Here is a 22,367-nt window from a genome sequence, read left to right on the forward strand (position 1 = left end):
ATCATTTAATGTTTTCGAGTACCTGTTCCGAGAAGGCTCCCAGATTGACCAGCAATACCATCACAGTTTCGGTCAGCCAGCTTGTGCGGATGGCAGCTGCCTTTATAATTACGGTGACGATTTCGATCGGCTCGGTAGCGGCCTGCGGTTTTGACCTCGTCAAGCCCGAGCGATCCTCAATCGACTGGATTGTCGACGCCGAAAAGCTGGTCATCGCGCGACCGAGAGCCGACAACGCATTCGCTTATGGGGTGTCCGAGTTACTTGTCGGCTCGACATCAGACATCGAGCTTCCCGGCCTCGTAAGCAGCACGGTCCGGCGTCAATTGGCGCTTAATCTGGAAGACGGCATTCTTTTTGCGCATGTGTCGGGAATTGACGATGGCATTGCAGGAAGCGGCTGGAGGATCGTGGCTCAAGTCGACAATGTATTCAGACCGGTACTGAACACCGCTCTTGCCCACAGAAAAGAATGGCGTGCTGGATACGAACAATCCCGGCAAGATTTCGTGGACGGCCTTCAAGGCAATAGTGATCCTAATATAAGGGCTCTCGTGATCTCCGAGTTTGACAAGATGCCGTATGAGAGGCTGCGAACGATGGATATTCGCATACCGCCTCAAGAATTGCTCAAAGAGCTATGGACTAAGCAAGGCTACCCCTATCAGGCCATCCGCGTGTTGCTGCTCGGGTTGAGCGACGACTACGCGGCGCGCGAGGAGGTCCATGCCTTCATCGATCGCGCCGAAGACTGGGATTGGGCGAATAATCTAGGCGCTTTCTCCGCAGCGCTGGTGGAGCTGGATGGTGCCAAAGGTGCACAGAAACTTGCAGATCGTCTACTTTTGGACCCGTCGCAGCCGCTCCAAAAGCTGGAAGAGGTGATCATGGCCTTTGCGGCGATAAACAAGTTGGCCGAGCCAGACGTGCAAACGGCCATAGGACTTGCTATCAGCGATTTCGTCGCCTTGCGTCCCGGTGCGGGCGAGATCGTGGCGCGGCAATTCGCAGCCGTGTCCGACTGGTCTCAGGCAGCGACACTCCAAACACTTGTTCGCCAACGGTCTATTTCGGGTCTGACAGGCGTGCTGACAGTGTCCGTATATTTGGCGCAAGCCCGAGAAGCGAACTTGTCAGCGGGAGTGGGGGGTCAGCCAGATGGATAACTGCATGCCCAGAAGCGAACGTGCGAACGCAGACATAAAAAATCCATTGCTCCGACGCGACGTCTTGCTCGGTCTGACCGCGGCTATCGCGGTACCAAGGGCTTCCTTTGCCAACGCTGATGAGATCATAAATCTGAATTGGGAGGACCTTCTCCCCAAAGGAGAAAGTCCGCTACCTGAGCAATTGCGCGGTCTCGTGCAACACGAAGCCGCACCTCTTGTGACTCAGCAGCCTCAATCATCTGGTCTACGATCCGATTGGAATGGCAAAATCGTTCGACTGCCCGGATACGTCGTTCCGCTCGAATTCGATGGTGCGGCCGTCACTACATTTATTCTGGTTCCATTCGTCGGCGCATGTGTGCATGTGCCACCGCCACCAGCAAATCAATTGGTTTTGGTCACAACAGGCGAGCCTTACGCTAGTAAGGGATTGTTTGAGCCCGTGAGTGTCACCGGAACGTTTGGAACAGCAGCAGAATCGACCCAACTGGCCGAGATCGGTTACTCCCTTTCTGCCGAGAAGATTGAGCCGTACCCATAGTAGGCATTGCTGACAACACATTTCTTTGCTGAAGCATTAGCATGCTTTAGCCAATCTACTCTAAACGCCCGCAATGCGAGGGCGGTTTCAATGGGTCGACGCAACACTTTAGTCGGTCTTGTCAGAAGAACTTGGCTTCAGGCGGGCAGGGCGGTTGCATAGCTTTTGCCCATGACCAGCCCTGTCTCTTTCAAGTACTTCAAAACCAGTCCTGAGATTATCCGCCTTGCGGTGATGCTGTACATCCGTTTTCCACTCTCGCTTCGGAATGTCGAAGATCTGCTGCATGAGCGCGGCATCGACGTGAGCCACGAAACTGTCCGATATTGGTGGAACAGGTTTGGCCCTATGTTTGCTGCTGAGATCAGACGGAAGCGTATTCAGCAGCTGCGCGCATTCTCTAAATGGAAGTGGCACGTGGACGAGGTTTTCGTAAAGGTGAATGGCAAGAGACACTACCTCTGGCGGGCCGTCGATCATGAGGGCGAAGTGCTGGAAGCAATCGTTGCCAAACGTCGAAACAAGCAAGCGGCATTGAAATTCCTCAGGAAATTGATGAAGCGACACGGTAAAGCTAAAGAGGTAGTCACCGATCGCTTTGCGTCGTATCGGGCTGCTCTCAGAGAGCTCGGCGCTACCGAAAAACAGCAGACGGGCAGGTGGCTCAATAACCGCGTCGAGAATTCGCACCTTCCTTTTCTACGACGTGAACGCGCGATGCAGCGTTTCAGGCGCATGCGAAGTTTACAGAAATTCGCCTCCGTCCATTCCTCTGTCTACAACCACTTCAACCAGGAAAGATCGCTCACCAGCCGGGACACCTTCAAGCTGACCCGCGCCGCCGCTCTTAGCGAGTGGCATCAACTCTGTTCCGGATAGGTTCGCGGTTTCCGCGGCAAACTGAGACTGGTTCGAATTAGTCTGACAGCACCCGGCCGCCGGATGAGTAAAGTTGCACCGAAGGCATGAGCAAGGCCATTGGATGTCACAGTCGTGCCGAAGCGCATTAGCAGCGCTACTGGCCCACGCGTAACAAGCTGAATTGGAAGGACTGAGAGCTTCCCCAGGGAGTATGGTGTGTGTGCTTCCGATGCGTGACCAGGGAAATACGATCGCCTAATACCTCGCATAGCTCCTCTGGATCATAGCGAACGATTGGCAAACCGCTGCACTTCTCCGGACCGTCGAGCGCAAACGTTGCGATAATCGCATGGCTACCTGGGAGAAGGCAGCGGTACAACTGGTCCCGGTAGGCGGAACGGTCGTCCGCATCGACAAGGAAATGAAATACGGCGCGATCGTGCCATAGATCATAGCTTCTCTCCGGGCTCCAGGTTGTGACATCGGCTGCGATCCATTCAATCTGCTCGCCTACGGCGCGAAGTTGTCCACGAGATCGATCAAGCGCAGCTTTGGATACATCGAGCACAGAAACGTCGCTTAGTCCTCTTTCGATCAGGCGTTCTGCGAAGCGTGAAGTGCCTCCGCCTATGTCTATCACGGAGGAGGCATTATCGACGCCGACCACGTCGCAGAGCTCCAACGAGATCGAGGGATCATCCTGATGCCAACTCAGCTGGGTATCGTCTTTCTCGCGGTAGGCCTCCTCCCAGTGGCTCACTCTCTCGTCTGCCATGGTGTCTCCGCTTAATCCCTTCAGGTGGTGATCATGTAACTTTAGGTCAATGACTGCAATGTCCCGCAAAGCGGTCATACATCGCGATTTTGCGAACGTCTGCCTCGAGCCCACAGCAGAAGTGTCAAGACCTTGCTGCATGCGCTCGCGGCGTGGAAAATGCTGCGAGAAGGTAAGATCCGGTGCCGTCAAACAGCGGGAATATCGGCCATTCGTGCAAATCGCAGCGAAAATCAGGGGTCGAATTCACAGGTGGCGGGACAAAGCCGACCTGCATTTCGGACTTCGCTGGCGCGGCATATATCGTCGTCGCACCGGCGCCGAAACAGCATTGCGACCGGGTTCCTAACGCTGGTCGTGCTGGGCCGCGAAGAAAACTGGATCTTCTACCTCATCTTCGCAATAGGCCGGTTCGGTCAACCGCCTGCTAGCCGGCTTTCGAGGAGTTCGCCTTGCTCTTCTAAAAGTGGGTATGCGATCATGGCGAACGCGGTGTTGAGCATCTTCAGGGATCTCAAGACATCGATATGGATCGCGCTGGTTTCTATCGACTCGGCAAGGCCTTGACGCAACCGTGTGAGGTGCTTGCGTTCCAGTATCTGTTCGATTTCGCGGATCGTTTCCTTCTGTTCCACCAGTTCGCGCGCCGCTCCGACGTCTTCGGACATTAGGACGGCAATGCCATGCTGGAGATTTCTGAGCACCCGATCGTGGAACTCGGAAAGGTCGCGCCGCCCTTCGTCCGAGAAGTTGGTTTTCTCCAGATGTTTTTGACGCGCGAGGCTGACCATTTTTCGGGAGATCACGTCTGCACCGGATTCGAGGTTGGTTGCCACCCCGGCGAGATCAAAAGCGCGAGTGCCGGTGTCTTCATTCGGATCGCTGCTTCGAATGCCCGACAGGTAGACCCTCAGATCATGTGACATGCGCGAAATGGTGCGTTGCTCCGAACGGACCTTCACGGCAACTTCCTCATCGAAGCTGTCAAACAAAGGCATTGCGTCCCTCAACATGTTCTCGATGCGGTTGCCGATGTCGACCAGTTCGCGCTGCGCGCAGGCAAAGGCGCGGGCGGGATGGTTCATGACAGTGGGGTCGAGGACAGAGCGGTTATATTCGGTGCTCGCGCGACCGGTGTCCGGTAGCAGGAATCTGGCCAATTGCGTCGAAGGCTTCAGCAGCAGCATTCCAGCCAAAAGCAGGGCCCCGTTAAAGGCGAGATGAACGTTCAGCGTCTGCTGTTGAGCGGTCGCACCGGGAAGGATGTCGGCATCAAGCCAGAACAGCAGACCCAATGCGATGCAGGCACCGCCGCCGCGCAACACAAGGTTGCCAAGGATGACGCGCCGCACTTCGACTTCTGCATGCAGGGTCAAAAAGAAGGCGATAAAGGCACCACCCAGATTCGCGCCCAACACCATGGCAACCGCAGCCCCAAGCGGTAGTGCCCCCTGGGCCGCCAAGGTCGCGAACAGCAGCACGGCGGCGACGCTGGAATGAACCAGCCAGGCAAATAGGGCGGCGAGCAGGAAGGCCGTGAAGACATCTCCTGAGAGATAAGCCATGGTCGATTTCGCCGCGTCGCTTTGCGCTAACGGGGTGCTTGCTTCGCGGATCAGGTCAAGTGACAAAAAGATCAGAGCGAGACCGATCAGAATGCGCCCGACCTGCCTGAGGTTTCGGCGGGAACTGCGCAGAAAGATCACCACGCCGAGGATCAGTAGAAGCGGCGTTAGGGCCGAGATTGGCGATGTCAGGATCTGGACGACGATCGCCGAGCCCAGATCCGCACCAAGCATGATCGCGAGCCCGGCGGCACCGCTGATTGCGCCTGCGGACATGAACCCCGCCAACAACATTGCCACGGCTGTGGAGCTTTGCAGAAACATGGCCGCCGCAGCACCCGTAGTGGCGGCAGCAAAACGGTTGCTTGTCGAATGTTTCAGCCATTGTCTCAACTCGCCGCCAAAGGCGCGCTCGAACCCGGTGCGCACAAGGCGAACCGCCCAGATCAGAAGGGCGGCCGCGGCGATAAGGTTCAGAGCAATCATGATGGGCGAGTTATCCATGGCTCACCAACTTAGAATGGAAATGGGCCATCAGACGGGTCGAGAGGCACCGCGCTCCATATGCCGCCAGGGGCCGTGTCGATGAACGCACAGCCGGTTGGCCCTGTCAAGAAACCCACTGTGGCACTGGCCCGCAGATCCAACGCAAAACCGCTGCATACCGAAGGTGCGGTTGCAACCCGGTGGTGGCCAAGTCGACCGTGATGAATTCCGTGGACGTGACCCGCGATCAGGGTGATGTCGCACCGGGTGTCAGCAAGTTCTGCTTCCAGCGCCTCAGCGTTTTCAAGGCCAATAGCATCCATAAACCGGATCCCGGTTTTGATCGGCGGATGATGCAGCATGATGACCACCGGACCTTGACCCGCCGTGTCCAGCGCGTTGCGCAGTAGGTCGAGGCTATCTTCGCGCAAGCGGCCGCCGCCCTGTCCTTCGACCAAGGTGTCCAGACCGACAACAAGCGTATCCCCGATGGTTGTGGCCCAGTCAATCAGGCCGCTGGGAGGCGTTGCGTCGAGATTGGCAAAGGCGGCCCGAAATGGCTCGCGCGCATCGTGATTGCCTGGGACAACGTAAATCGGCATGTCGAGACGTTCGAGTTCGGCCCTGGCAAAGGCATAGCTGTCCGCGCTGCCATCGTCGCTGATATCGCCCGAGACCAGCAAAGCGTCCAGCGGATCGAGAGCCGCCTTCATTTCCAAAAGCCGATCTATAACGGCTGTCAGGGTGCGGCGAGTGTCCAGAACGCTGGAGGCAAGTGCGCCCTCCTCTACCACATGCAGATCGCTGAGTTGCAGAAACTGGGCCATCGCCTCACTTGATCCCTGAGCGCAGGAAGGCCTGCACGAACTGGCGCTGGAAGATCAGGAAAGCGATCAGGAGCGGGGCGACGGACATCATTGTGGCGGCAGAGATCACGCTGATATCGACGCCGTTTTCCGGTGCGCCAAAGATCGACAAGCCCACTGTCAAGGGGCGTGTGTCGGGTGAATTGGTCACGATAAGCGGCCACAGGAAATTGTTCCAGTGAGTCGAGACCGAAACAAGGGCATAGGCCAGATAAGTCGGCCGGGCTAGGGGCACATAAACTCGCCACAAGATGCCGACCCAGCCGCAACCCTCGACCCGCGCCGCCTCGTGCAACTCAATCGGTACGCCCTTGAAAGCCTGCCGCATCAGGAAGATGCCGAAGGCCGAAGCCATATATGGCATACCCACGCCCAGGATCGTATCGAACAGTCCAAGGCGCGAAACCATGGCGTAGTTTTCGACGATCAGCACTTCTGGCAGGATGAAAAGCTGCATCAGCACTAGGATGAACACGAAATCCCGCCCTGGGAACTGCACCTGCGCAAAGGCAAATCCCGCCAAAGTGGTCACAATGAACTGTCCGATCAGGATGACCGTTACCAGCAGGAAGGTGTTGAGAAAATACTTCAGCCAAGGCGCGCCCGCCCAGGCAGTACGGAAATTATCCAGCGTCCAGGGCGAAGTGATGTTGAAGTTTACCGCGTCCGACGTGGTGTGAAACGCGGCCCAGAAAGCGAACACCAGCGGTGAGATCCAGATGATCGCGAGCAGCAGGGCTCCCAAAGCCTCGATGTTTCGGGTCAGCGTCTTCATTGGTAATGAGTCCGCTTGTCGAGGATGGTGAACTTGATACCTGCCACGACGCCCAGCACCACCAGCACCAGAATGGTCATGGCCGCCGCATGCGGTGCATCGAAGAAGGCAAAGGCCATTTCCCAAATGTAGTAGAGGATCAGCTTGGAGGCATCATTCGGACCGCCCTTGGTCAGAATGAACAAGTGGTCGATCAGCTTGACCGAGTTGATCAGTGCGTTGACCATGATGAAGAGCGTCGTTGGCATCAAGAGTGGCAGCACGATCCGGCGCGTGTAGGTCCAGCGGCTGCACCCCTCGATGTCCGCGGCCTCCTTGAGGTCCTCCGGGATCGTCTGAAGTGCTGCGAGATAGAAGATCATGAAGAACCCGGCCTCTTTCCAGATCGTCACGATGATCACAGCCCAAAGCGCTGTCTCAGGCTGGCCCAACCAGTTGACGCTGGGCAGGCCGAACAGGCCCCCAATCTGATCCAGCACACCTAGGCCTGGCGTATAGAAGAACAGCCAAAGGTTCGCCGCGGCGATCATTGGCAGCACGGTCGGGGTGAAATAGGCGGTGCGGATGAAGCCGCGCGCGGGGATCTTGGAATTTGCCCAAAGTGCCATAGCAAGGGCGATAGCGATGGAGATTGGTACGGTTGCGCCCGCGTACATCAGGTTGTTGGTGATCACCTTCCAGAAGGTCGGATCGGCGAATAGGTCGGTGTAATTCTCGACCCCTTTGAACTCGCTCGGGCGGCGGCGGGTTTCGCGGCTGAACAGACTCGACCAGAGCGTCGCAAGCGAGGGGTAGAAGGCGAAAGTCGTGAGCAAGATCGCCGCCGGAGACAGCAGAATCCATCCATAGATGGCCTGTCTGCGGCGTTCTTTGCTGACGTGATCGGCCATGAGGCGGACTTTCGTGAAAAGTGAAGATCAGGCGCCGGTCACCCGAGCGCCCGTGAGTGCTTACTGATAGTCGCGAAGCAGGCGCACGGCAGCGGCCTGTGCTTCAGCGAGCGCATCCGCCGGGGACTTCGCATCGGTCAGCGCGGCTTGGATCGCGTTGTTCAGACCTTCTCGCACACGGGCGGTCTCGAAGGTGGAGAACTCGGCAACAGCATTTTCAAGCTGGTTGCGGGCCACCAAAGCTGGCGGGAATTCCTGCGTGTAGTTCTTGAGCGCGTCGGTTTCATAAGCCGCGGGCGAAACACCCATGTAGCCGGTGCCAATCGACCATGCCGCCGCCTGCTCGGGCGCGGTCATGAATTCGATTAGCTTCAGCGCGGCATCCTGTTCCTCGGGCGAGGTGTCCTTGAAGACGTAGAAGTTTCCGCCGCCAGTGGGCGATCCCTTGCGCACATTCGCAGGCAGTTCCGCCACGCCAAAATCAAAGCTGGCGTTGTTTTTGACCGCTGTCAGGTTCCCGGTGGAATGCCACATCATCGCTGTCTGCCCTTCAAGGAAGGCCTGGCGCAGTGTGCCCCATTCCACCGTGCCGGTCGGCATGATGCCATGCTCCTGGCTCAGCGATTTCCAGAACTCCAGCGTTTCAACAACGGCTGGATCGTCGAAATAGGTGGTCAGACCGTCATCCGACATCACTTCCTTACCGTTCTGGATCGCCAGCGCCTGGAACATCCAATAGGGATAGCCCGTGGACGGGATCATCAGGCCATAGCTGCCGTCCTTCGTCAGCGCCTTACCCATCGAGATCATCTCGTCCCAGGTGGTGGGCGGTGCTTCGGGATCAAGGCCTGCGGCCTTGAACATGTCCTTGTTGTAGTAGGCCACGATTGTCGAGCGCTGGAAAGGGATGCCCCAAGTCTTGCCCTCGATCTTGCCGTTGGCCATCAGCGCTGGATAGAAGCTGTCGAGCCAACTTGCGTCCACGCCTTCGATATCATCAAAGGCGACGATGAAGTCCTGCTCAATCAGGTCATAAGCGTCGATGGAGAACATCACCGCCAACTGGGCAGGCTCACCCGACGCAAGTGCCGACAGCGCCCGCACGCGGGTGTCGTCGTAGTTTCCCGAATAGATCGCGTTGACCTTTATGTCAGGGTTCGCGGCTTCGAAGTCGGCGACGATCCCGTCCACCACTTCGGTCAGCGCGCCGCCAACAGCGATCGGATAGTACATGGTCAGTTCGGTTTCCGCCGTTGCCGGTGCGGCGAGGGCGGTGGCTGACACGGCGGCCAGTCCCAGTTTTCTGAATGCGTTCATCGGTATCCTCCCTGGATATGCATTAGAATTGCATAGCCGGTCACCCGGCTTGTTGCGCGAGCCTTTGGCCCGCGGAGTCGAAGAAGTGTAAGTCTTTGTCAAAGAAATAAATTTCCATCTCCTCGCCTGCTGGGATGTTCCGGAGGCCCGGCAAGCTGACGGTAAGTCCGGACGCGCCTGGATGCGACAGGCCAACAAAGGTTTCAGACCCCAGAAACTCGCATTCCGAAACTTTGCAGGTCATCCGCCCGGTTCCAGCCTCGGCGACCTCAACGTTCTCGGCGCGCAGACCGATCCGGGCAGCCTCTCCAAAGCCCGGCAACGCAGAGCCTTCGATCAACGCCATAGGCGGCGCGCCGACGAACTCGGCGACGAAGGTGTTTGAGGGTTTGTAATACAGCTCTTCCGGGGTGCCAGTTTGCTGAATTTGGCCGTCTTTCATCAGCACAACCATGTCGGCCATGCTCATAGCCTCAGTCTGGTCATGGGTGACGTAGACGACCGTGATGCCCAGATCGATTTGCAGCTTCTTGATGTCCTTGCGGACAGAGGCGCGCAGTTTGGCGTCAAGGTTGGAGAGTGGCTCGTCCATCAGACAGAGCGGCTGGTTTGCTACGATCGCTCGGGCCAGCGCCACACGTTGCCTCTGACCGCCCGAAAGTTCTCCCGGCTTGCGGTCCTCGTATCCCAGCAGCCCCGTGATCTCGAGAGCGCGGGTCAGTTTCTCACGCCGCTCTGCAGCGCCGACCTTTCGCACTTTCAATCCAAAGACCACGTTCTCTGCCACGCTGAGGTGCGGGAATAGCGCGTAGGACTGGAACACCATCGACAGATTGCGCTCGGATGGGGCCGCTTTGGTCACGTCGCGACCGTCTATGGTGATCTGCCCCTCATCCGGCAGTTCGAGACCGGACAAGAGCCGCAGGGTAGTAGACTTTCCGCAGCCCGAGGGGCCAAGGAGTGCGACAAAAGCCCCACGCGGTATCGAAAGCGAAATGTTCTCGACCCCAAGCTGCCCGTTCCACCTCTTGGCGACGTTGTCCACGTGAACGAAGGTTGCCACGTTATTCATTCTGTCTTCTCCGCGAATAGGAGACCGTCGCCGAGCGCCTCGATGACTGGATCGAATTCAGCCGCCGGCCGCCGGTCGCACACCACCTGATCGACGTCTGTGATCATCGCGCCTGCAGCCGGGGCGAGGCGACCGAACTTGCTGTGGTCGATCACAAGGATCGCGCATTGTGCATTGGACCGCATTCGCTCGGACGCCCGAACCTCGGACTCATGAAATTCAAGCAACCTGCCGTCCTCGCCGACCCCAGCGGTTCCGAACAGGGCAAATTCGGCACGGAAGCGCCCGAAAAAGTCGACCACTTCTTCTCCGATGAAATCGCGGTCGGGAAGCCGAAGCTCGCCGCCTGGAAGAATGATACGATTCGAAACTTCCTCGCTCAGAGCCATCGCCGCGCTGAGGTTGTTGGTAATGATGGTCAGTTCTTTGCGATAGCGAAGGGCCCGCGCAACACTCAAGGCCGTCGACCCAATAGAGATGAAGAGCGTCGCGCCGTCCGGAATCTGTGCTGCTGCAACTTCAGCAATCGCTCGTTTGCTGGCGAGGTTGGTCCCGGCGCGCTGGTCAAATGGCGTGTTCAGGCGATCTTCGGCGAGTTCGATCCGACCGTGCGCCCGACGCAACGTGTTGCCATCACACAGGACGTCGATATCTCGGCGGATCGTTTGCGTGGAAACGCCCAACATCTCGGCAAGCGAACCGACGCTGACGCCACCGCGCTCCTGAACGACCTGCTGGATCATGTCGCGTCGTCTGATCTTTTTCGATGCCATCGAATCCCTGACGTTTTGTTCGAAAAATATCGAACAAAAGCGACAAAGCAACAAAAAAATCCAGTCCTAACTCATGTTTTTAAGCAAATTATGTCGTTTTGTTGTTTTCGCTTTCATTTTTGTTTGCTCTCGTTACCATGGATTCATTAACGCGCACGACGCGTGCCGCTTTCTAAAGGGACCGCGCTGAACACATGGATGATGTAAATAGCATCTTCGAAAGGTATCAGTCGGTTCGCCACCGTCTTCCGGTTGTAAACTTCGCCGCTGATACCAAATTGGTGAATTCGCTGCTGGACGTAGCGGGCGATGTAGATGCTTTCGTTTTTGACGCCTTCGGTGTTTTGAATGTCGGTGAAACTCCAATACCCGGAGCAGCGGAAAGGCTGGACCAGCTTCGAGATAATGGGCACGCAATCCGCATCCTTTCAAATGCGGCAAGCTATAATCATGATTGCGCGACCGAAAAATTCCGCAAATTGGGCATGCGTGTTGAACCAGAGGAAATTATTACCAGTCGCGATGCAACGCTGCGCGGGCTGGATGACATACTCTGGGGGTGCATTGCCGCGTCGCGCGATGACTTGTCGGACATTTCGGCCGACACGTTGCGCCTCAACAGTGACCGGTCGGAATATGACCAGGTCGAGGGCATTCTGTTTCTTTCGACTGAAATTTGGACTTCCGAGCGTCAGGGCATCCTAACTGAGAGTCTCTTGGCCAATCCGCGGCCCGTTGTAATCGCCAACGCGGATATCGCGGCCCCACGCGATCATGGCTTCTCGCTTGAACCTGGCCACTTTGGCCACATGCTGATCGACAAGGGTCTAACGAATATCAATTTCTTCGGAAAACCCTTCCCCGAAGTCTTTGAGATGGTCAAAGAAAGCCTAGTTGGCGTTGCGCCAAGCCGGATAGCAATGTGCGGCGACACTCTGCATACGGATATTCTCGGGGCCGCTGCGCAGGGGTGGCGTACCGTGCTTGTCGAGCGGGATGGTATGTTCTGCGGTGTTGACGTAAGCGACTTCTGCACCCGGTCGGCGCTTGTCCCAACATGGCGGCTTTCGCGCATCTGATTTCTCCAAGTTGCCACCCGGATCCGGGGCACGTGTATATCTTGGTCGCAATTTGCAAGCGCCGTCTCCAAACGGCAGCAAGGTGACGCTAACAAGACTGTCGAATGGATGCGAGCAAGGTCCGCCACGCCCGCGGGAATCGCATCCAGGCATAATGCAGCGGAAGATTGGTTTGGATTGAGCCCAAGAAACTGGTGTGCAATGTCCGCATCGGTGATCAAGGCTGCGACGCAGCAAGAGCACCGCTGCACGTACGGGCGGATGCTGCGTCAGCAATAGCTGCAAATGCAAAAGTCCGGATGGTCCCGCACAGCAGACGTCCACGCCGAGTGCAGCGAACGGCTGCTCTGAGCCCATAATGGGCATTCAATTAATATAAAGAGGATCGAGATTGCTTCGTCCGAGTTTCGAGGAAGTGCCAACCCAGATTGTCAATTTGATTAACGCAGCAAAGAAATGATGTTAAAAGGATAACATTGAATTTCCGAAAAGCCCTTTTGATTGTAGTGGAGCTTATTTATGCGCTGGCAGGGACGGAAAGGCAGCAGTAACATAGAGGATCGCAGAGGCGGCAAGGCGGCACGAGCTGGAGGCGGTGCTGGGCTTGGAATCCTTTTGATAGTCTTGGTTGGGTGGCTGTTCGGAGTGGACGCATCGTTCCTGCTTAATCAAGACAACACTGTCGCGACTTCAACTGGCAACGTAGGTGCTCTGGATGCTGGAGAAGAAGAGGCCGCCGCCCAGTTTGTCTCCGTTGTTCTAGCGGACACTGAAACCGTTTGGAGCGATATTTTTGACGAACAGGTGGGGCGCCCTTATGAAGAACCTATACTTGTTCTGTTCTCAGGAGTCACACAATCTCCTTGTGGAGGCGCGTCTGGCGCTACCGGCCCATTCTACTGCCCAGTAGACCAAAAGGCATACCTCGACACCGCTTTCTTTGCGCAAATGAGGAGACAGTTCGGGGTTAAAGGTGACTTCGCAGCGGCCTATGTTGTCGCCCACGAGATCGCCCATCATGTCCAAAACCAACTTGGAATTCTAGGACAAGCCCACAGGTTACGCTCGCAGATGGGACAAGCTGAAAGCAACCAAATTTCAGTTAGAATTGAGTTGCAGGCAGACTGTTATTCAGGTGTCTGGGCACGAGCCGCTCAATCGCTACTGGGTACTCTGGAACCTGGTGATCTTGAAGAAGCACTTTACGCTGCCAAAGCAATTGGAGACGATGCTATTCAGCGGCAATCCGGAAGAGTTCCGCGTCCGCACACTTTTACTCACGGTACATCAGAACAGCGAATGCGATGGTTTTCGACGGGCTACCAGACAGGCGACGTCCGCGCTTGCGATACCTTTGGGGCCAACAGTTTGTAAAGGTGGTTCTCCTTAACCGATGGTCTAGTAGATTGTTTTCGTTTCAAGATATTATTTTTAGGAGGATTTGAAGTGAGCTTGGTTAATACACTGGCGAAAGCCGCGATTGGAATTGCACTTGCAAAAGGCGTGAGTGGTATGATGTCCGGCGGAGCCTCTCGCGGAGGCGGTCCATCGGTGGTCAGAGATTCAGGTGGCAGCTCACCCTATGGAGGCCCGCAACCGAAAGGCGAAGCCGCCAGGGAAGGAGACTTTACAGATCTGCTAGGGCAGATGCTCGGCAGCAGTGGTCCACGGGGACGCGGTAGTCTTGGAGGAGCGTTGGAAGAGTTGAGCCAGATTTCAACCGACCGTTTTTCTGGTCCTAGCGGCGCATCTCGTCCTTTCGGCAAACCAAGCCAAGGCTCGTTTGGCGATATGCTTAACAATAGTCTCGATACATATGGGAAAGAAAAGACCGGGCCATCACGCGAGCAGGAGGAGTTGGCAGGCATTTTACTACGTGCACTCATTCAGGCCGCGAAGGCTGACGGACGTATTGATGCCAGCGAAAAAGAGCAAATGTTGCAACATCTAGGCGAGCTGGATCGCGCCGAGCTGGACTTTGTGAATGCGGAACTTGCAAAGCCCATCGATGTTGCCGCTTTGGTTCGCGACGTGCCAAGAGAGGCTGCCGGTCAGGTTTACATGATGTCGGTCATGGGTATTGATCTGGATACCAAAAAAGAGGCGAAATATTTGCATGAACTGTCACGCGCCTTGGACCTAGATCCGGATATGGTAAATGCAATTCACGACAGAATGGGTGAACCGCGCCTATACAGATAGATAATATTATCGAAGGTAGTTCTGGACTCAAAAGCCCGCAGAGTACCACATTAAATGCAGGATGAATGCACTTGGGGACACGTTAAATTTTAGACCGCGTTCGTACTGAACCCAAATTTAATGGCGGTTTCTTCTATCGTGGCAAGGAAAGATGTTACACTGCCAGTCCCTCCCGTTCCCGGAGGCGCGCTAAGCACAAAAGTTTTTTGCGAGTTAATGTTCCAGTCTTTTCAAGGTCGGCTTTGTCCGCAAGGCAGACGTTCACGGAATTTTGCCGAATGACCGCACCGAGCCCTTCTACGACATAGGTTTATCAGAGCAACGTGAATCGCTTTGCTTGAATCTTTAGTATGGGTTTTCTACTTTGAGTGGATGCGGAATGTAATCCTCCGAACCACCTCGATAGTCGTCGGCATACTCGCTTTGGTAGCCGCCACGTCCCGATCAACCGCTGGAATCTACGACCCATCCAGTTTCGAATCTTCACAGTTCATTTGCCCTTTGGATCGGTCGGAAGACCTAACACTATTCCTTGAATTTGAACCGGGGGAAGAGAGAGTTCGTCTTAGCATTCCACGCGGTTATTTCGATCCTCGACTCAAGTTACGGGACAACACGACGCGGGAAGGCCAGGTTCTGCGGATTCACGGTGAGAGCTTCACGCTCTGGCCACCTGAGCTTTTGCCAAAACGTCAGGAGGGGCCCTATGTCGGCATGTTGTTGACCGACTATAGGCCGATGGACACTATCGCTGAGCATTTCGCTACTCGAGTTCGAGGCTAAACCGTCGCTGATGTACCCGATTTTTATGCGGTCGAATCTATACTTGGACTGGAAACGTTAGTGTCTGATGCACCACCCTTCCGAGATCCAGAAACCAGCGCCTACAGCGATACTGAGCTGAATATTTCTCGCAACTCCAGCGGTCAAATCACCGACGTGATAACCTGCAAAAAGCCCGGTTCAGTCCCATATCCGGGCTGTCAGCATTACATGGAATCACCGCTAGTCGACTTCAAAATCGGTTATTCACTGCAGCTTCTTCCTTACTGGCAGGACATGTCGCGCAATGCGCGAGCGTTTGTGTCCTGCATAACCTCAAATTCCTTATAGAAGGCTTTCTTTAAAGGTCCGTTTTGACCGGCGGACTCAACGGATCGCCGCAACACTTCACTTTGGAAGCAAGGATGGAGTGTTGGTATGGCTTATCGTCGTCGGATTTATTTTACGGAGAAACAGAAGGCAGAGATTTGGGATCGCTGGCAGTGCGGGGAGTCGATGAGCTCGATCGGTCGGTTGTTTGATCGAGGCTCGTCGTCGATCTATCCCCTGCTTGCGAGAACGGGTGGTATACGGCCACCAGAGCGGCGGCGATCACGGTGGGCGTTGACAACGGCAGAGCGCGAAGAAATCTCACGCGGGCTTGGAGCCGAGTTGTCCGTTCGTACAATTGCGCGTCAGCTGCGCCGATCTCCATCGACGATCAGCCGGGAGGTGCGGCGCAACGGGGGGCGTCAGCATTACCGGGCCACCCAGTCCGATCAGGCAGCCTGGGAGCGTGCACGGCGTCCGAAGCCCTGCAAGCTGGCGGAGAGGCCGGCGCTCTGTCACACAATAGCTCAGAAGCTCGAACGCAAGTGGTCGCCGCAGCAAATCGCGGGTTGGCTGAAGCGCGAGCATCCCGACGACGAGGGCGAGCGTGTGTCTCACGAAACGATCTACAGAAGCCTGTTTATCCAGGCCCGTGGCGTTCTGAAGAAGGAGTTGCTTGCACATTTGCGCGCGACACGTGCCATCCGCCGGTCTCGCCATGCTAGCCTGAAGCGGGATGGGCTCGGTCAAATCAAGGATGCGATCTCGATCCGGGAACGCCCGGCCGCTGTCGAAGACCGCGCCATTCCCGGCCACTGGGAAGGTGACCTGATCGCCGGCTCGAAGAACAGCTTCATCGCGACGCTGGTGGAGCGGCGCACGCGCTATGTCATGCTCGTGAAGGTGGGCGGGAAAGAAACGCAGACTGTCGTGGCTGCGCTGACCGCACAAATCCAACATCTGCCGAGAGAGCTTCGCCAGACGCTGACCTGGGACCGCGGCAAAGAGCTTGCCGATCACAAGAACCTGGCACTGGCCACCGATCTCGACATCTACTTTTGCGACCCGCACAGCCCGTGGCAACGCGGCACCAACGAGAATACCAACCGTCTCCTGCGCCAGTACTTCCCAAAGGGCACCGACCTCTCAGTGCACAGCCAGGAACATCTCGACGCAGTTGCTCGTGAACTCAACGAGCGGCCAAGAAAAACGTTGCATTACTTCTCACCAGCAGAGACGTTCCATGAATGTGTTGCGGCGATCGGTTGAAACGGCACCGCAACTCGGACATCCGCACAGTCATTTTCGCTGCGGTTGGGCTGAACGTCTGCTTCTTTCTCTGCGGCGCAGTCAACATTTTTGCGTTTGAGTTTCCGCACTTGCGAACGTCAGCGCAGCACCGCTTCCGGTTTGGGCTCGCACCGGACTTTCTCTGCGACAGGCCCGAATTGGTCGAATGAGCCCATGTCGTGCGTGACAGATATATGGTCCAGCACCGAGCGAAAAGCGTACGAGACTGCGGCTATCCTTGCAAAGCCTTTGGGGCTGGTCGCGAAATCCGAATCTGGATTGGGAGAGAACGACCGAAACGCCACCGGGCTCCTTCCTCCCTCGATATTCGAGTCCGCCGCTGATAACTTCTTCAAAGCACCCAATTCCAGCTTCCGCGGCTGGGAAACAGCCCCTGCTGCGCAATTGCGTGTCGTTCGAGCAGTCCTGTCAATCGTCGAAAACCACGACGGAAGAGACCTAGCCATTGTAACCCACGGCGCGGTCGGGACACTGCTTTGGTGCCATCTGGCAGGGAAAGAAATCGACCGGCGGTTTGATCAATCTGGGCAGGGCCACTTCTGGCGCGCGGATATTAAAACTCTTCAACCCGAATTCGGGTGGCGCCCGATTGCCTGAAAGGCGTCATTCGTTCCAAGCGTCTTCGCAGATCATTTTCAAGGTATCGAACACGGCCGGTGTACCAGCGATCGCGCGACCACCATCCCTGATCATCCCGTCGGCGTCTTGATCCTCGATCTCGCCACCTGCTTCGGCGATTATCAACTGACCGGCGAGGCAATCCCAGGCGTTCATGTGCTCTTCAATATACCCCAATAGACGTCCCGCCGCGACATAGGCCAGCGAAAGCGCACCGCTTGCATTGCGATGATAGAGAGCGCCACGTTCGATAAGGGCCGCAATCACCGGAACGACGTTTGATGCTTCGACCCGGTTCGAATAGCCAATTGAGACGGTTCCACTTGCAAGTTCCACGCTTGAGGCAACCTGCATGGCGTGTCCATTCAAGGTGGCACCTTCGCCTCCGACCGCCACGTAAGTTTCACCAACGTTTGGCTCGAAAATCACACCGACCTGCGTCTGACTTTCCGAAACGCCCGCTATGACAATCGTCCAGGCAGGAATGCCATTGACGAAGTTCGTTGTCCCATCAATCGGATCAATCACCCAGACAAAACCGCTGCAAAACACTCTAGCGCTAGCGCGCCCGCCTCTTCGGCTACCGCGACGGCGAAGTTTCTTCTTGCAATGATGTTTTGCATTGATCCGCTCACTTCCTGCTGAATGCATCACCACATCTAAGGGAAGGGGTGTCGGAAAACAAAACAGTGTTTGTCAGGCTATAATCCACTTTCTTCGCGTCAAATGAGTTTCTGTCGAAAGAATACCCCTATTAAATCACTCATTCGCTTCCACGCAGTGGAGCCGCACGTTGCTCGTGACCAACATCGGCTTTCTTTAGAGAACGCTGCATCGCAGCGATTGAAGTTGTACCGACGGGCCACTTTGGACCGTGATATGTCGCAGATCGCGTACCCCGCCTTCTCATACAGCTGCACGTCTTGACTGACGCAATAAAATTCGAGGTCGGAAACTGGAGCGATTGTCCGAGATGTCGAAGGTAGTGATTTTTTCGAGCGAACAAGCCTCTGACAGGAGTTGACACTCAACAAAACAGAATCAGATTGGTGTCCGTGAACCAGCACTTTTGATTTCGCGGCTCCTTTCCAATTGAGAGCCTCTCAAGATTTGGTCCCTTTTTCAGGGGATACCTCGGCCTCATCCAGATCCAACACCGCGGGGTCGATCATGCGCTTGTCAGCGCTCATCTTGACAGAGTTTCGCATGGCTTTGCTTCGCCGCAGCAAGCGCCGGAAACTTGCCTCGTCGAGCATAAGCAGCGTCGACGGTGCCAATGCCCGCACGTTTACGCGACGGGGCCGTTTCAATAACATGGCCAATTGCCCGAACATTTCACCACGACCCAGCCGCGAGGTGTGCCGGCCGAGTTCCACTTCAACAGCTCCGGAAGCAATGAAGAATACACTCTGGGCGAATTCGTCTTTGGAAATGATGGTATCACCCGCGTTGGCATATCGAGTACGCAGCGCCCGGCTGAGTTTCCTAAGCGAAGACTTGTCGAGATCGGAAAACAGTGGGAACTGCCGGACCAGATCCCGTCCTTTAAGAGTGATGTCCAACTTTGGACGTCCTTCAGATAACGTGCGTCGCGTCGCCACTTCCTGCATCAACACGGAATAGAGTTCTTCGCCCACAAGGCCGTCTTCGCGCATGACCGCATATTCACGTTCTTCAAGGCGCAGCGCGGTTCGCTGGATGAATCGTCGCTCTAACTTTTCGGCGTAACCGGGAAATTGCAGTCTCAGACCATCAAGCGCCGTCTCAACCGCCTCGGATCGACGCGCCAACACTTCATCCAGCAATTCCGCAACCCGGCGGCCATGGATCCGGCGGATGCGGCCGCGGACGAACCCATCGAGGTCCTGCAGGATCAGACGTTGCATGAGCAATCTTTCGAACCTATCCGTTGTGATACGCGTGAGTGGGAACGAAATTCGAAGCCGGTTGTGCAGAAACACGGCGATCCGAAAAGATCTGCCGTAAACGACCGACCGATTTGATGCGCGCTGATAGCCGATCCGCCCGCCAGTCCGTGCGCCTTCAATGAGCCGATCCGCATCGGACAAAATCTTCTCACTCAGAACCGATGACATGGTGCGTTCTCGCATCCTGGCCAATACAGAGTCCCGCTCTGCACCGGCCAGCGCAATAAGACCAAGCGTGACCCGGTCACGATCCAGGATCTGCGCACTGTCTTCGGCGGCCTTTACGGCCTCGTCCAGGCGTTCACTAAACTGTTTGGCTTCGTTCCTGACGATATCGTGCGTCAGGTTATAGTTTTCTGCTGTGCGGGACATGTCCTCGCGAACCGATTGCAAGGCGACGGCGACCACCTGACGCGACAGGGCGGTATCAAGCGGAGAAAGCCTGTCGAGCCCCAGTTTTGTGATCACCATGCGCAAGGTTGTACCCTGAACAATCAGTGTAAACAGCGTAAAGCCAGTGGCCAGAATGCCGACCAGGCGCTTCGTCTCAAGCGGGATGTGCGTGCTTTCGGTGACTGCCAGAGCCAGAGCCAGCGTCACGGCACCACGCAACCCACCCCACAGTATTGCGGTGCGATAGGGGCGTTCGACAGCAGGTGACAAACCGATTGCCGTAAGCAATGGCAGCAACCCGAACAGAATTGCCGCCCTTGCGAACATGGCGGCCAGAACCACCACAACCAGCAGGCCAAAGTCGGACGGCCGCACCTCTTCCAGCAATCGTGGTATCAGCAAGGCTGCAAGAATAAAGATCAGCGCGCCTGCCCAATGTGCCAGTAGGTCCCAAACTTCTTGCAGATTTGTCCAGGTGGCCGGTGACAGACGACCGGGGCCTGTGAGGTTGAGCGTAAGACCTGCAGCCACCACCGCGATGACACCCGAAGCTCCGACGCTTTGTTCTGCAACGATATAGGCGAGATACGGCAAAGACACGGATATTGAAATCTGCGCCATTTCCCAGCGGCCTACGAAAGCCATCAGCCAAACCGCCATGCGCGCCATGAGCCAACCGGTGAGAACTCCACCTGCGATCAACAGCGGAAATTGCCCCACGGCTTCACTTAGCAGTGGATTGGGTCTCCCGAGCATAACAAAGCTCATGAATAGCCCGAAAAGAGCAATCGCAGCAGCATCGTTAAGCAGGCTTTCGCCCTCGATTATTCGCGACAGCCTGCGCGGTGCCGAAATCGACCGGAAAATGCTGACAACCGCTGAGGGATCCGTTGTCGATACAATAGCACCGATCAACAGACAGGCGGCCAGCGGCAGCGTACTTGCCCAACTGAGCGCATAGCCAATGGAAAGTGTCGCAACAATTACTGCCACAACGGCCATCATCAGGATGGGCATCCAGTCATCCAGCATCCTGCGCAGGTTCATGCCGAGTGTCGCCTGAAAGAGCAGCGTGGGCAGGAAAACATAGAGGAAGACGTCTGACCGGATCGGTAGATCGATAATTGCCTGTGCCCCCGGATTCAATGCATCCGTCAGGTCTGTGTCGAGAAAGAACGTCGCGCCAAGCCCGATCACTATCCCTAGGACGGCGAGGATAACGCTGTAAGGCAGGCGCATTCGCGCGGCCAGCGGTTCCGCCACGCCGATTACAACAAAAAGAGAAGTGATGATGGTCGTAATGACGACGATATCCATAGCTACGTATAACCTGAGAACTCGAGTAAGTGGAATCCACTCTTAAAGCCGGATCGACCACGTGGAAATAATGTGTGAGCTTTCGTTCATCCAGTCTGTTCCGTTGCCCCGAATGTCAGGAATAAAGGGCCGCAGTAGCGACACCAGCGCGGTGAGTAAATGGCAGGTCTGGGGCCGTTCTGGCTTGAGCACTGTATCAGTGGACGCGAGTTGCTGCACCGCATCCAAGGTCGGCTCAGCACTGGCCTGTCTTTATTGCTGCGGATTTTTGAACACGTTGCGATCCGCAGTGAAAGCCAGCAATCGTTCTACAAAAAACCTGTCCAACCGACTGTTTCTTGGCATTTGACATCATCCTCGGTTGGTGAGTGAAACTCCGGCAATCACTAGCGCACCGCCCACCAGCATGGAAACCTCAACCGGTTCGCGCAAAATAGCAGCCCCAAGGGCTACCCCGAAGACGGGGACGAGATTGGTGAACACCGCCGCACGCTCAGGCCCAAGCGAATGTACCCCTCGATAGTACCAAACAAATGGCACGACTGTTCCACCAATGGCCAGGTAGATGATGGCCAAAGTGCAGGTGAACGTGGGCAACTGAGGCACTTGCACGGGACCGGCCAACGGTAACCCCAATGCCAGAAGTAAAAAACCGATCAGCGCAGCCCAAGTGGTTGCCGCCAGTGGCGAGAGGCTTCCCAGAGCTTTGCGTCCAAGAAGCGTGTAGCCCACCCAACTACCCACCGCTGCCAGCATGAACAGTTCTCCCTGCCCAAAACTCTGCCGGACGTCAGTCATCAGTCCGGCAACGTCCCCTCCGCTAATCACGATCACGGCCCCGGCTAGTGCCACACAAATCCCGGCAACTTGCCCAATCGGTGGGAGCCGTTGCGCGATCAGTACCCCGACTAGAGCCACGGCTATCGGATTGAAGGCAACAAACAGTGCCGTTCGCGAAGCTGGTATCTCAGCCAGAGCGGCAAAGAAGAACAGGTTGTAAAGGCAGACGCCGGACAGTCCGAGAAGCCCCATCAACACGCTCTGCCGCCAAGTGAGGCGAGGCAAACCACCTTCCGCTTTCCAGACAAGATAAAGCAATACCAGAGACGCCAGGCCAAACCGAGCGGTTGCCGCGACCAGAGGGGGCATTTCACCCGAAACGACGCGGCCGGCAACAAATGTGCCGCCCCACAGGAAGGCCACCATTGAGAGCCGGACGTAAAGCAAAGCGTTCTGCGACGCTATGGGATATGATAGGGCTTGGGACATGGAAACACCTAAAACATCGGATTGCCCATGCCGAATTTCAGTTATACTATGTTATAGTCAAATGAGTA

At 56.1% G+C, this 22,367-nt stretch carries 21 protein-coding genes; 9 read left to right on the forward strand and 12 right to left on the reverse strand.

Annotated elements, in window-relative coordinates:
- Positions 1 to 44 precede the first annotated feature (44 nt).
- The 3 genes from RUA4292_RS15040 to RUA4292_RS15050 all read left to right on the forward strand — a co-directional run bounded on the left by RUA4292_RS15040 (position 45) and on the right by RUA4292_RS15050 (position 2,589).
- Positions 45 to 1,166 carry a hypothetical protein gene (locus RUA4292_RS15040; RefSeq protein WP_145974970.1) on the forward strand — a complete coding sequence of 374 codons (1,122 nt, stop codon included), beginning with the start codon at positions 45 to 47 and terminating at the stop codon, positions 1,164 to 1,166.
- Entirely contained in the window at positions 1,159 to 1,710 is a 552-nt protein-coding gene (locus tag RUA4292_RS15045) for a DUF3299 domain-containing protein (RefSeq protein WP_233493456.1), read from the forward strand. The genes RUA4292_RS15040 and RUA4292_RS15045 overlap by 8 nt, the downstream gene beginning before the upstream one ends.
- A gap of 171 nt (positions 1,711 to 1,881) precedes the next feature.
- Positions 1,882 to 2,589, forward strand: coding sequence for an IS6 family transposase (locus RUA4292_RS15050; protein WP_058278344.1), 708 nt, complete (start codon positions 1,882 to 1,884; stop codon positions 2,587 to 2,589).
- 136 nt (positions 2,590 to 2,725) lie between these two features.
- Here RUA4292_RS15050 and RUA4292_RS15055 read toward each other — a convergent pair whose 3' ends face one another.
- The 9 genes from RUA4292_RS15055 to RUA4292_RS25555 form a co-directional block, all read right to left on the reverse strand.
- On the reverse strand, positions 2,726 to 3,346 hold the full coding sequence (locus tag RUA4292_RS15055; protein ID WP_058278469.1) for a class I SAM-dependent methyltransferase: 621 nt from the start codon (positions 3,344 to 3,346) through the stop codon (positions 2,726 to 2,728).
- 416 nt (positions 3,347 to 3,762) lie between these two features.
- Complete coding sequence (locus RUA4292_RS15060) at positions 3,763 to 5,415, reverse strand: Na/Pi cotransporter family protein (RefSeq protein ID WP_199520015.1); 1,653 nt, start codon at positions 5,413 to 5,415, stop codon at positions 3,763 to 3,765.
- Positions 5,416 to 5,426: 11 nt separating this feature from the next.
- Positions 5,427 to 6,224, reverse strand: a complete 798-nt coding sequence (locus tag RUA4292_RS15065; protein WP_058278345.1) for a metallophosphoesterase — start codon at positions 6,222 to 6,224, stop codon at positions 5,427 to 5,429.
- A 4-nt stretch (positions 6,225 to 6,228) separates the two neighbouring features.
- On the reverse strand, positions 6,229 to 7,038 hold the full coding sequence (locus RUA4292_RS15070) for a carbohydrate ABC transporter permease (RefSeq protein WP_058278346.1): 810 nt from the start codon (positions 7,036 to 7,038) through the stop codon (positions 6,229 to 6,231).
- On the reverse strand, positions 7,035 to 7,928 hold the full coding sequence (locus RUA4292_RS15075) for a carbohydrate ABC transporter permease (protein ID WP_058278347.1): 894 nt from the start codon (positions 7,926 to 7,928) through the stop codon (positions 7,035 to 7,037). The genes RUA4292_RS15070 and RUA4292_RS15075 overlap by 4 nt, the downstream gene beginning before the upstream one ends.
- Before the next feature lie 60 nt (positions 7,929 to 7,988).
- Entirely contained in the window at positions 7,989 to 9,245 is a 1,257-nt protein-coding gene (locus RUA4292_RS15080; protein WP_058278348.1) for an ABC transporter substrate-binding protein, read from the reverse strand.
- A 40-nt stretch (positions 9,246 to 9,285) separates the two neighbouring features.
- Positions 9,286 to 10,317: an ABC transporter ATP-binding protein gene (locus RUA4292_RS15085; protein ID WP_058278349.1), complete on the reverse strand. Its 1,032-nt coding sequence runs from the start codon at positions 10,315 to 10,317 to the stop codon at positions 9,286 to 9,288.
- On the reverse strand, positions 10,314 to 11,090 hold the full coding sequence (locus RUA4292_RS15090; protein WP_058278350.1) for a DeoR/GlpR family DNA-binding transcription regulator: 777 nt from the start codon (positions 11,088 to 11,090) through the stop codon (positions 10,314 to 10,316). Before RUA4292_RS15090 ends, RUA4292_RS15085 begins: the two co-directional genes overlap by 4 nt.
- Before the next feature lie 146 nt (positions 11,091 to 11,236).
- Positions 11,237 to 11,503 (reverse strand): hypothetical protein, encoded by a 267-nt coding sequence (locus RUA4292_RS25555; protein WP_306346071.1) that lies wholly within the window; start codon positions 11,501 to 11,503, stop codon positions 11,237 to 11,239.
- Between RUA4292_RS25555 and RUA4292_RS15095 the strand changes: the two genes are divergently transcribed.
- From RUA4292_RS15095 to RUA4292_RS15125, 5 genes are all read left to right on the forward strand, one after another.
- On the forward strand, positions 11,435 to 12,169 hold the full coding sequence (locus RUA4292_RS15095) for an HAD-IIA family hydrolase (protein WP_306346070.1): 735 nt from the start codon (positions 11,435 to 11,437) through the stop codon (positions 12,167 to 12,169). The two genes, RUA4292_RS25555 and RUA4292_RS15095, sit on opposite strands and share 69 nt — an antisense overlap.
- A 519-nt stretch (positions 12,170 to 12,688) precedes the next feature.
- Positions 12,689 to 13,543 (forward strand): KPN_02809 family neutral zinc metallopeptidase, encoded by an 855-nt coding sequence (gene ypfJ, locus RUA4292_RS15100; RefSeq protein ID WP_058278352.1) that lies wholly within the window; start codon positions 12,689 to 12,691, stop codon positions 13,541 to 13,543.
- Positions 13,544 to 13,615: 72 nt separating this feature from the next.
- Positions 13,616 to 14,371, forward strand: coding sequence for a DUF533 domain-containing protein (locus tag RUA4292_RS15105; RefSeq protein ID WP_058278353.1), 756 nt, complete (start codon positions 13,616 to 13,618; stop codon positions 14,369 to 14,371).
- Between the two features lie 1,200 nt (positions 14,372 to 15,571).
- Positions 15,572 to 16,732, forward strand: a complete 1,161-nt coding sequence (locus RUA4292_RS15115) for an IS30 family transposase (protein ID WP_058276330.1) — start codon at positions 15,572 to 15,574, stop codon at positions 16,730 to 16,732.
- Positions 16,733 to 16,873: 141 nt separating this feature from the next.
- Positions 16,874 to 17,371, forward strand: coding sequence for a histidine phosphatase family protein (locus RUA4292_RS15125; RefSeq protein WP_267885460.1), 498 nt, complete (start codon positions 16,874 to 16,876; stop codon positions 17,369 to 17,371).
- Between the two features lie 6 nt (positions 17,372 to 17,377).
- Here the strand turns inward: RUA4292_RS15125 and RUA4292_RS15130 are convergent, their stop codons facing one another.
- On the reverse strand, positions 17,378 to 18,043 hold the full coding sequence (locus tag RUA4292_RS15130) for an inositol monophosphatase family protein (RefSeq protein WP_082637136.1): 666 nt from the start codon (positions 18,041 to 18,043) through the stop codon (positions 17,378 to 17,380).
- 452 nt (positions 18,044 to 18,495) lie between these two features.
- Positions 18,496 to 21,030 (reverse strand): cation:proton antiporter, encoded by a 2,535-nt coding sequence (locus tag RUA4292_RS15135; RefSeq protein ID WP_058278357.1) that lies wholly within the window; start codon positions 21,028 to 21,030, stop codon positions 18,496 to 18,498.
- 159 nt (positions 21,031 to 21,189) lie between these two features.
- Here RUA4292_RS15135 and RUA4292_RS24520 point away from each other — a divergent pair, with 159 nt between their 5' ends.
- Positions 21,190 to 21,402, forward strand: coding sequence for a hypothetical protein (locus RUA4292_RS24520; protein WP_145974971.1), 213 nt, complete (start codon positions 21,190 to 21,192; stop codon positions 21,400 to 21,402).
- Here RUA4292_RS24520 and RUA4292_RS15140 read toward each other — a convergent pair.
- On the reverse strand, positions 21,382 to 22,299 hold the full coding sequence (locus tag RUA4292_RS15140) for a DMT family transporter (protein WP_058278358.1): 918 nt from the start codon (positions 22,297 to 22,299) through the stop codon (positions 21,382 to 21,384). The genes RUA4292_RS24520 and RUA4292_RS15140 overlap by 21 nt on opposite strands.
- Positions 22,300 to 22,367: the final 68 nt, after the last annotated feature.

This window comes from Ruegeria atlantica (genome assembly GCF_001458195.1).
GTDB lineage: Bacteria > Pseudomonadota > Alphaproteobacteria > Rhodobacterales > Rhodobacteraceae > Ruegeria > Ruegeria atlantica.

Coding starts and splice junctions, on each gene's coding strand:
- RUA4292_RS15135 (WP_058278357.1), bottom strand. CDS start 21,030: ATGGATATCGTCGTCATTACGACCATCATCACTTCTCTTTTTGTTGTA.
- RUA4292_RS15055 (WP_058278469.1), bottom strand. CDS start 3,346: ATGGCAGACGAGAGAGTGAGCCACTGGGAGGAGGCCTACCGCGAGAAA.
- RUA4292_RS15075 (WP_058278347.1), bottom strand. CDS start 7,928: ATGGCCGATCACGTCAGCAAAGAACGCCGCAGACAGGCCATCTATGGA.
- RUA4292_RS15050 (WP_058278344.1), top strand. CDS start 1,882: ATGACCAGCCCTGTCTCTTTCAAGTACTTCAAAACCAGTCCTGAGATT.
- RUA4292_RS15045 (WP_233493456.1), top strand. CDS start 1,159: ATGGATAACTGCATGCCCAGAAGCGAACGTGCGAACGCAGACATAAAA.
- RUA4292_RS15085 (WP_058278349.1), bottom strand. CDS start 10,317: ATGAATAACGTGGCAACCTTCGTTCACGTGGACAACGTCGCCAAGAGG.
- RUA4292_RS15065 (WP_058278345.1), bottom strand. CDS start 6,224: ATGGCCCAGTTTCTGCAACTCAGCGATCTGCATGTGGTAGAGGAGGGC.
- RUA4292_RS15090 (WP_058278350.1), bottom strand. CDS start 11,090: ATGGCATCGAAAAAGATCAGACGACGCGACATGATCCAGCAGGTCGTT.
- RUA4292_RS15130 (WP_082637136.1), bottom strand. CDS start 18,043: ATGCATTCAGCAGGAAGTGAGCGGATCAATGCAAAACATCATTGCAAG.
- RUA4292_RS15070 (WP_058278346.1), bottom strand. CDS start 7,038: ATGAAGACGCTGACCCGAAACATCGAGGCTTTGGGAGCCCTGCTGCTC.
- RUA4292_RS24520 (WP_145974971.1), top strand. CDS start 21,190: ATGGCAGGTCTGGGGCCGTTCTGGCTTGAGCACTGTATCAGTGGACGC.
- RUA4292_RS15060 (WP_199520015.1), bottom strand. CDS start 5,415: ATGGATAACTCGCCCATCATGATTGCTCTGAACCTTATCGCCGCGGCC.
- ypfJ (WP_058278352.1), top strand. CDS start 12,689: ATGCGCTGGCAGGGACGGAAAGGCAGCAGTAACATAGAGGATCGCAGA.
- RUA4292_RS15080 (WP_058278348.1), bottom strand. CDS start 9,245: ATGAACGCATTCAGAAAACTGGGACTGGCCGCCGTGTCAGCCACCGCC.
- RUA4292_RS15115 (WP_058276330.1), top strand. CDS start 15,572: ATGGCTTATCGTCGTCGGATTTATTTTACGGAGAAACAGAAGGCAGAG.
- RUA4292_RS15140 (WP_058278358.1), bottom strand. CDS start 22,299: ATGTCCCAAGCCCTATCATATCCCATAGCGTCGCAGAACGCTTTGCTT.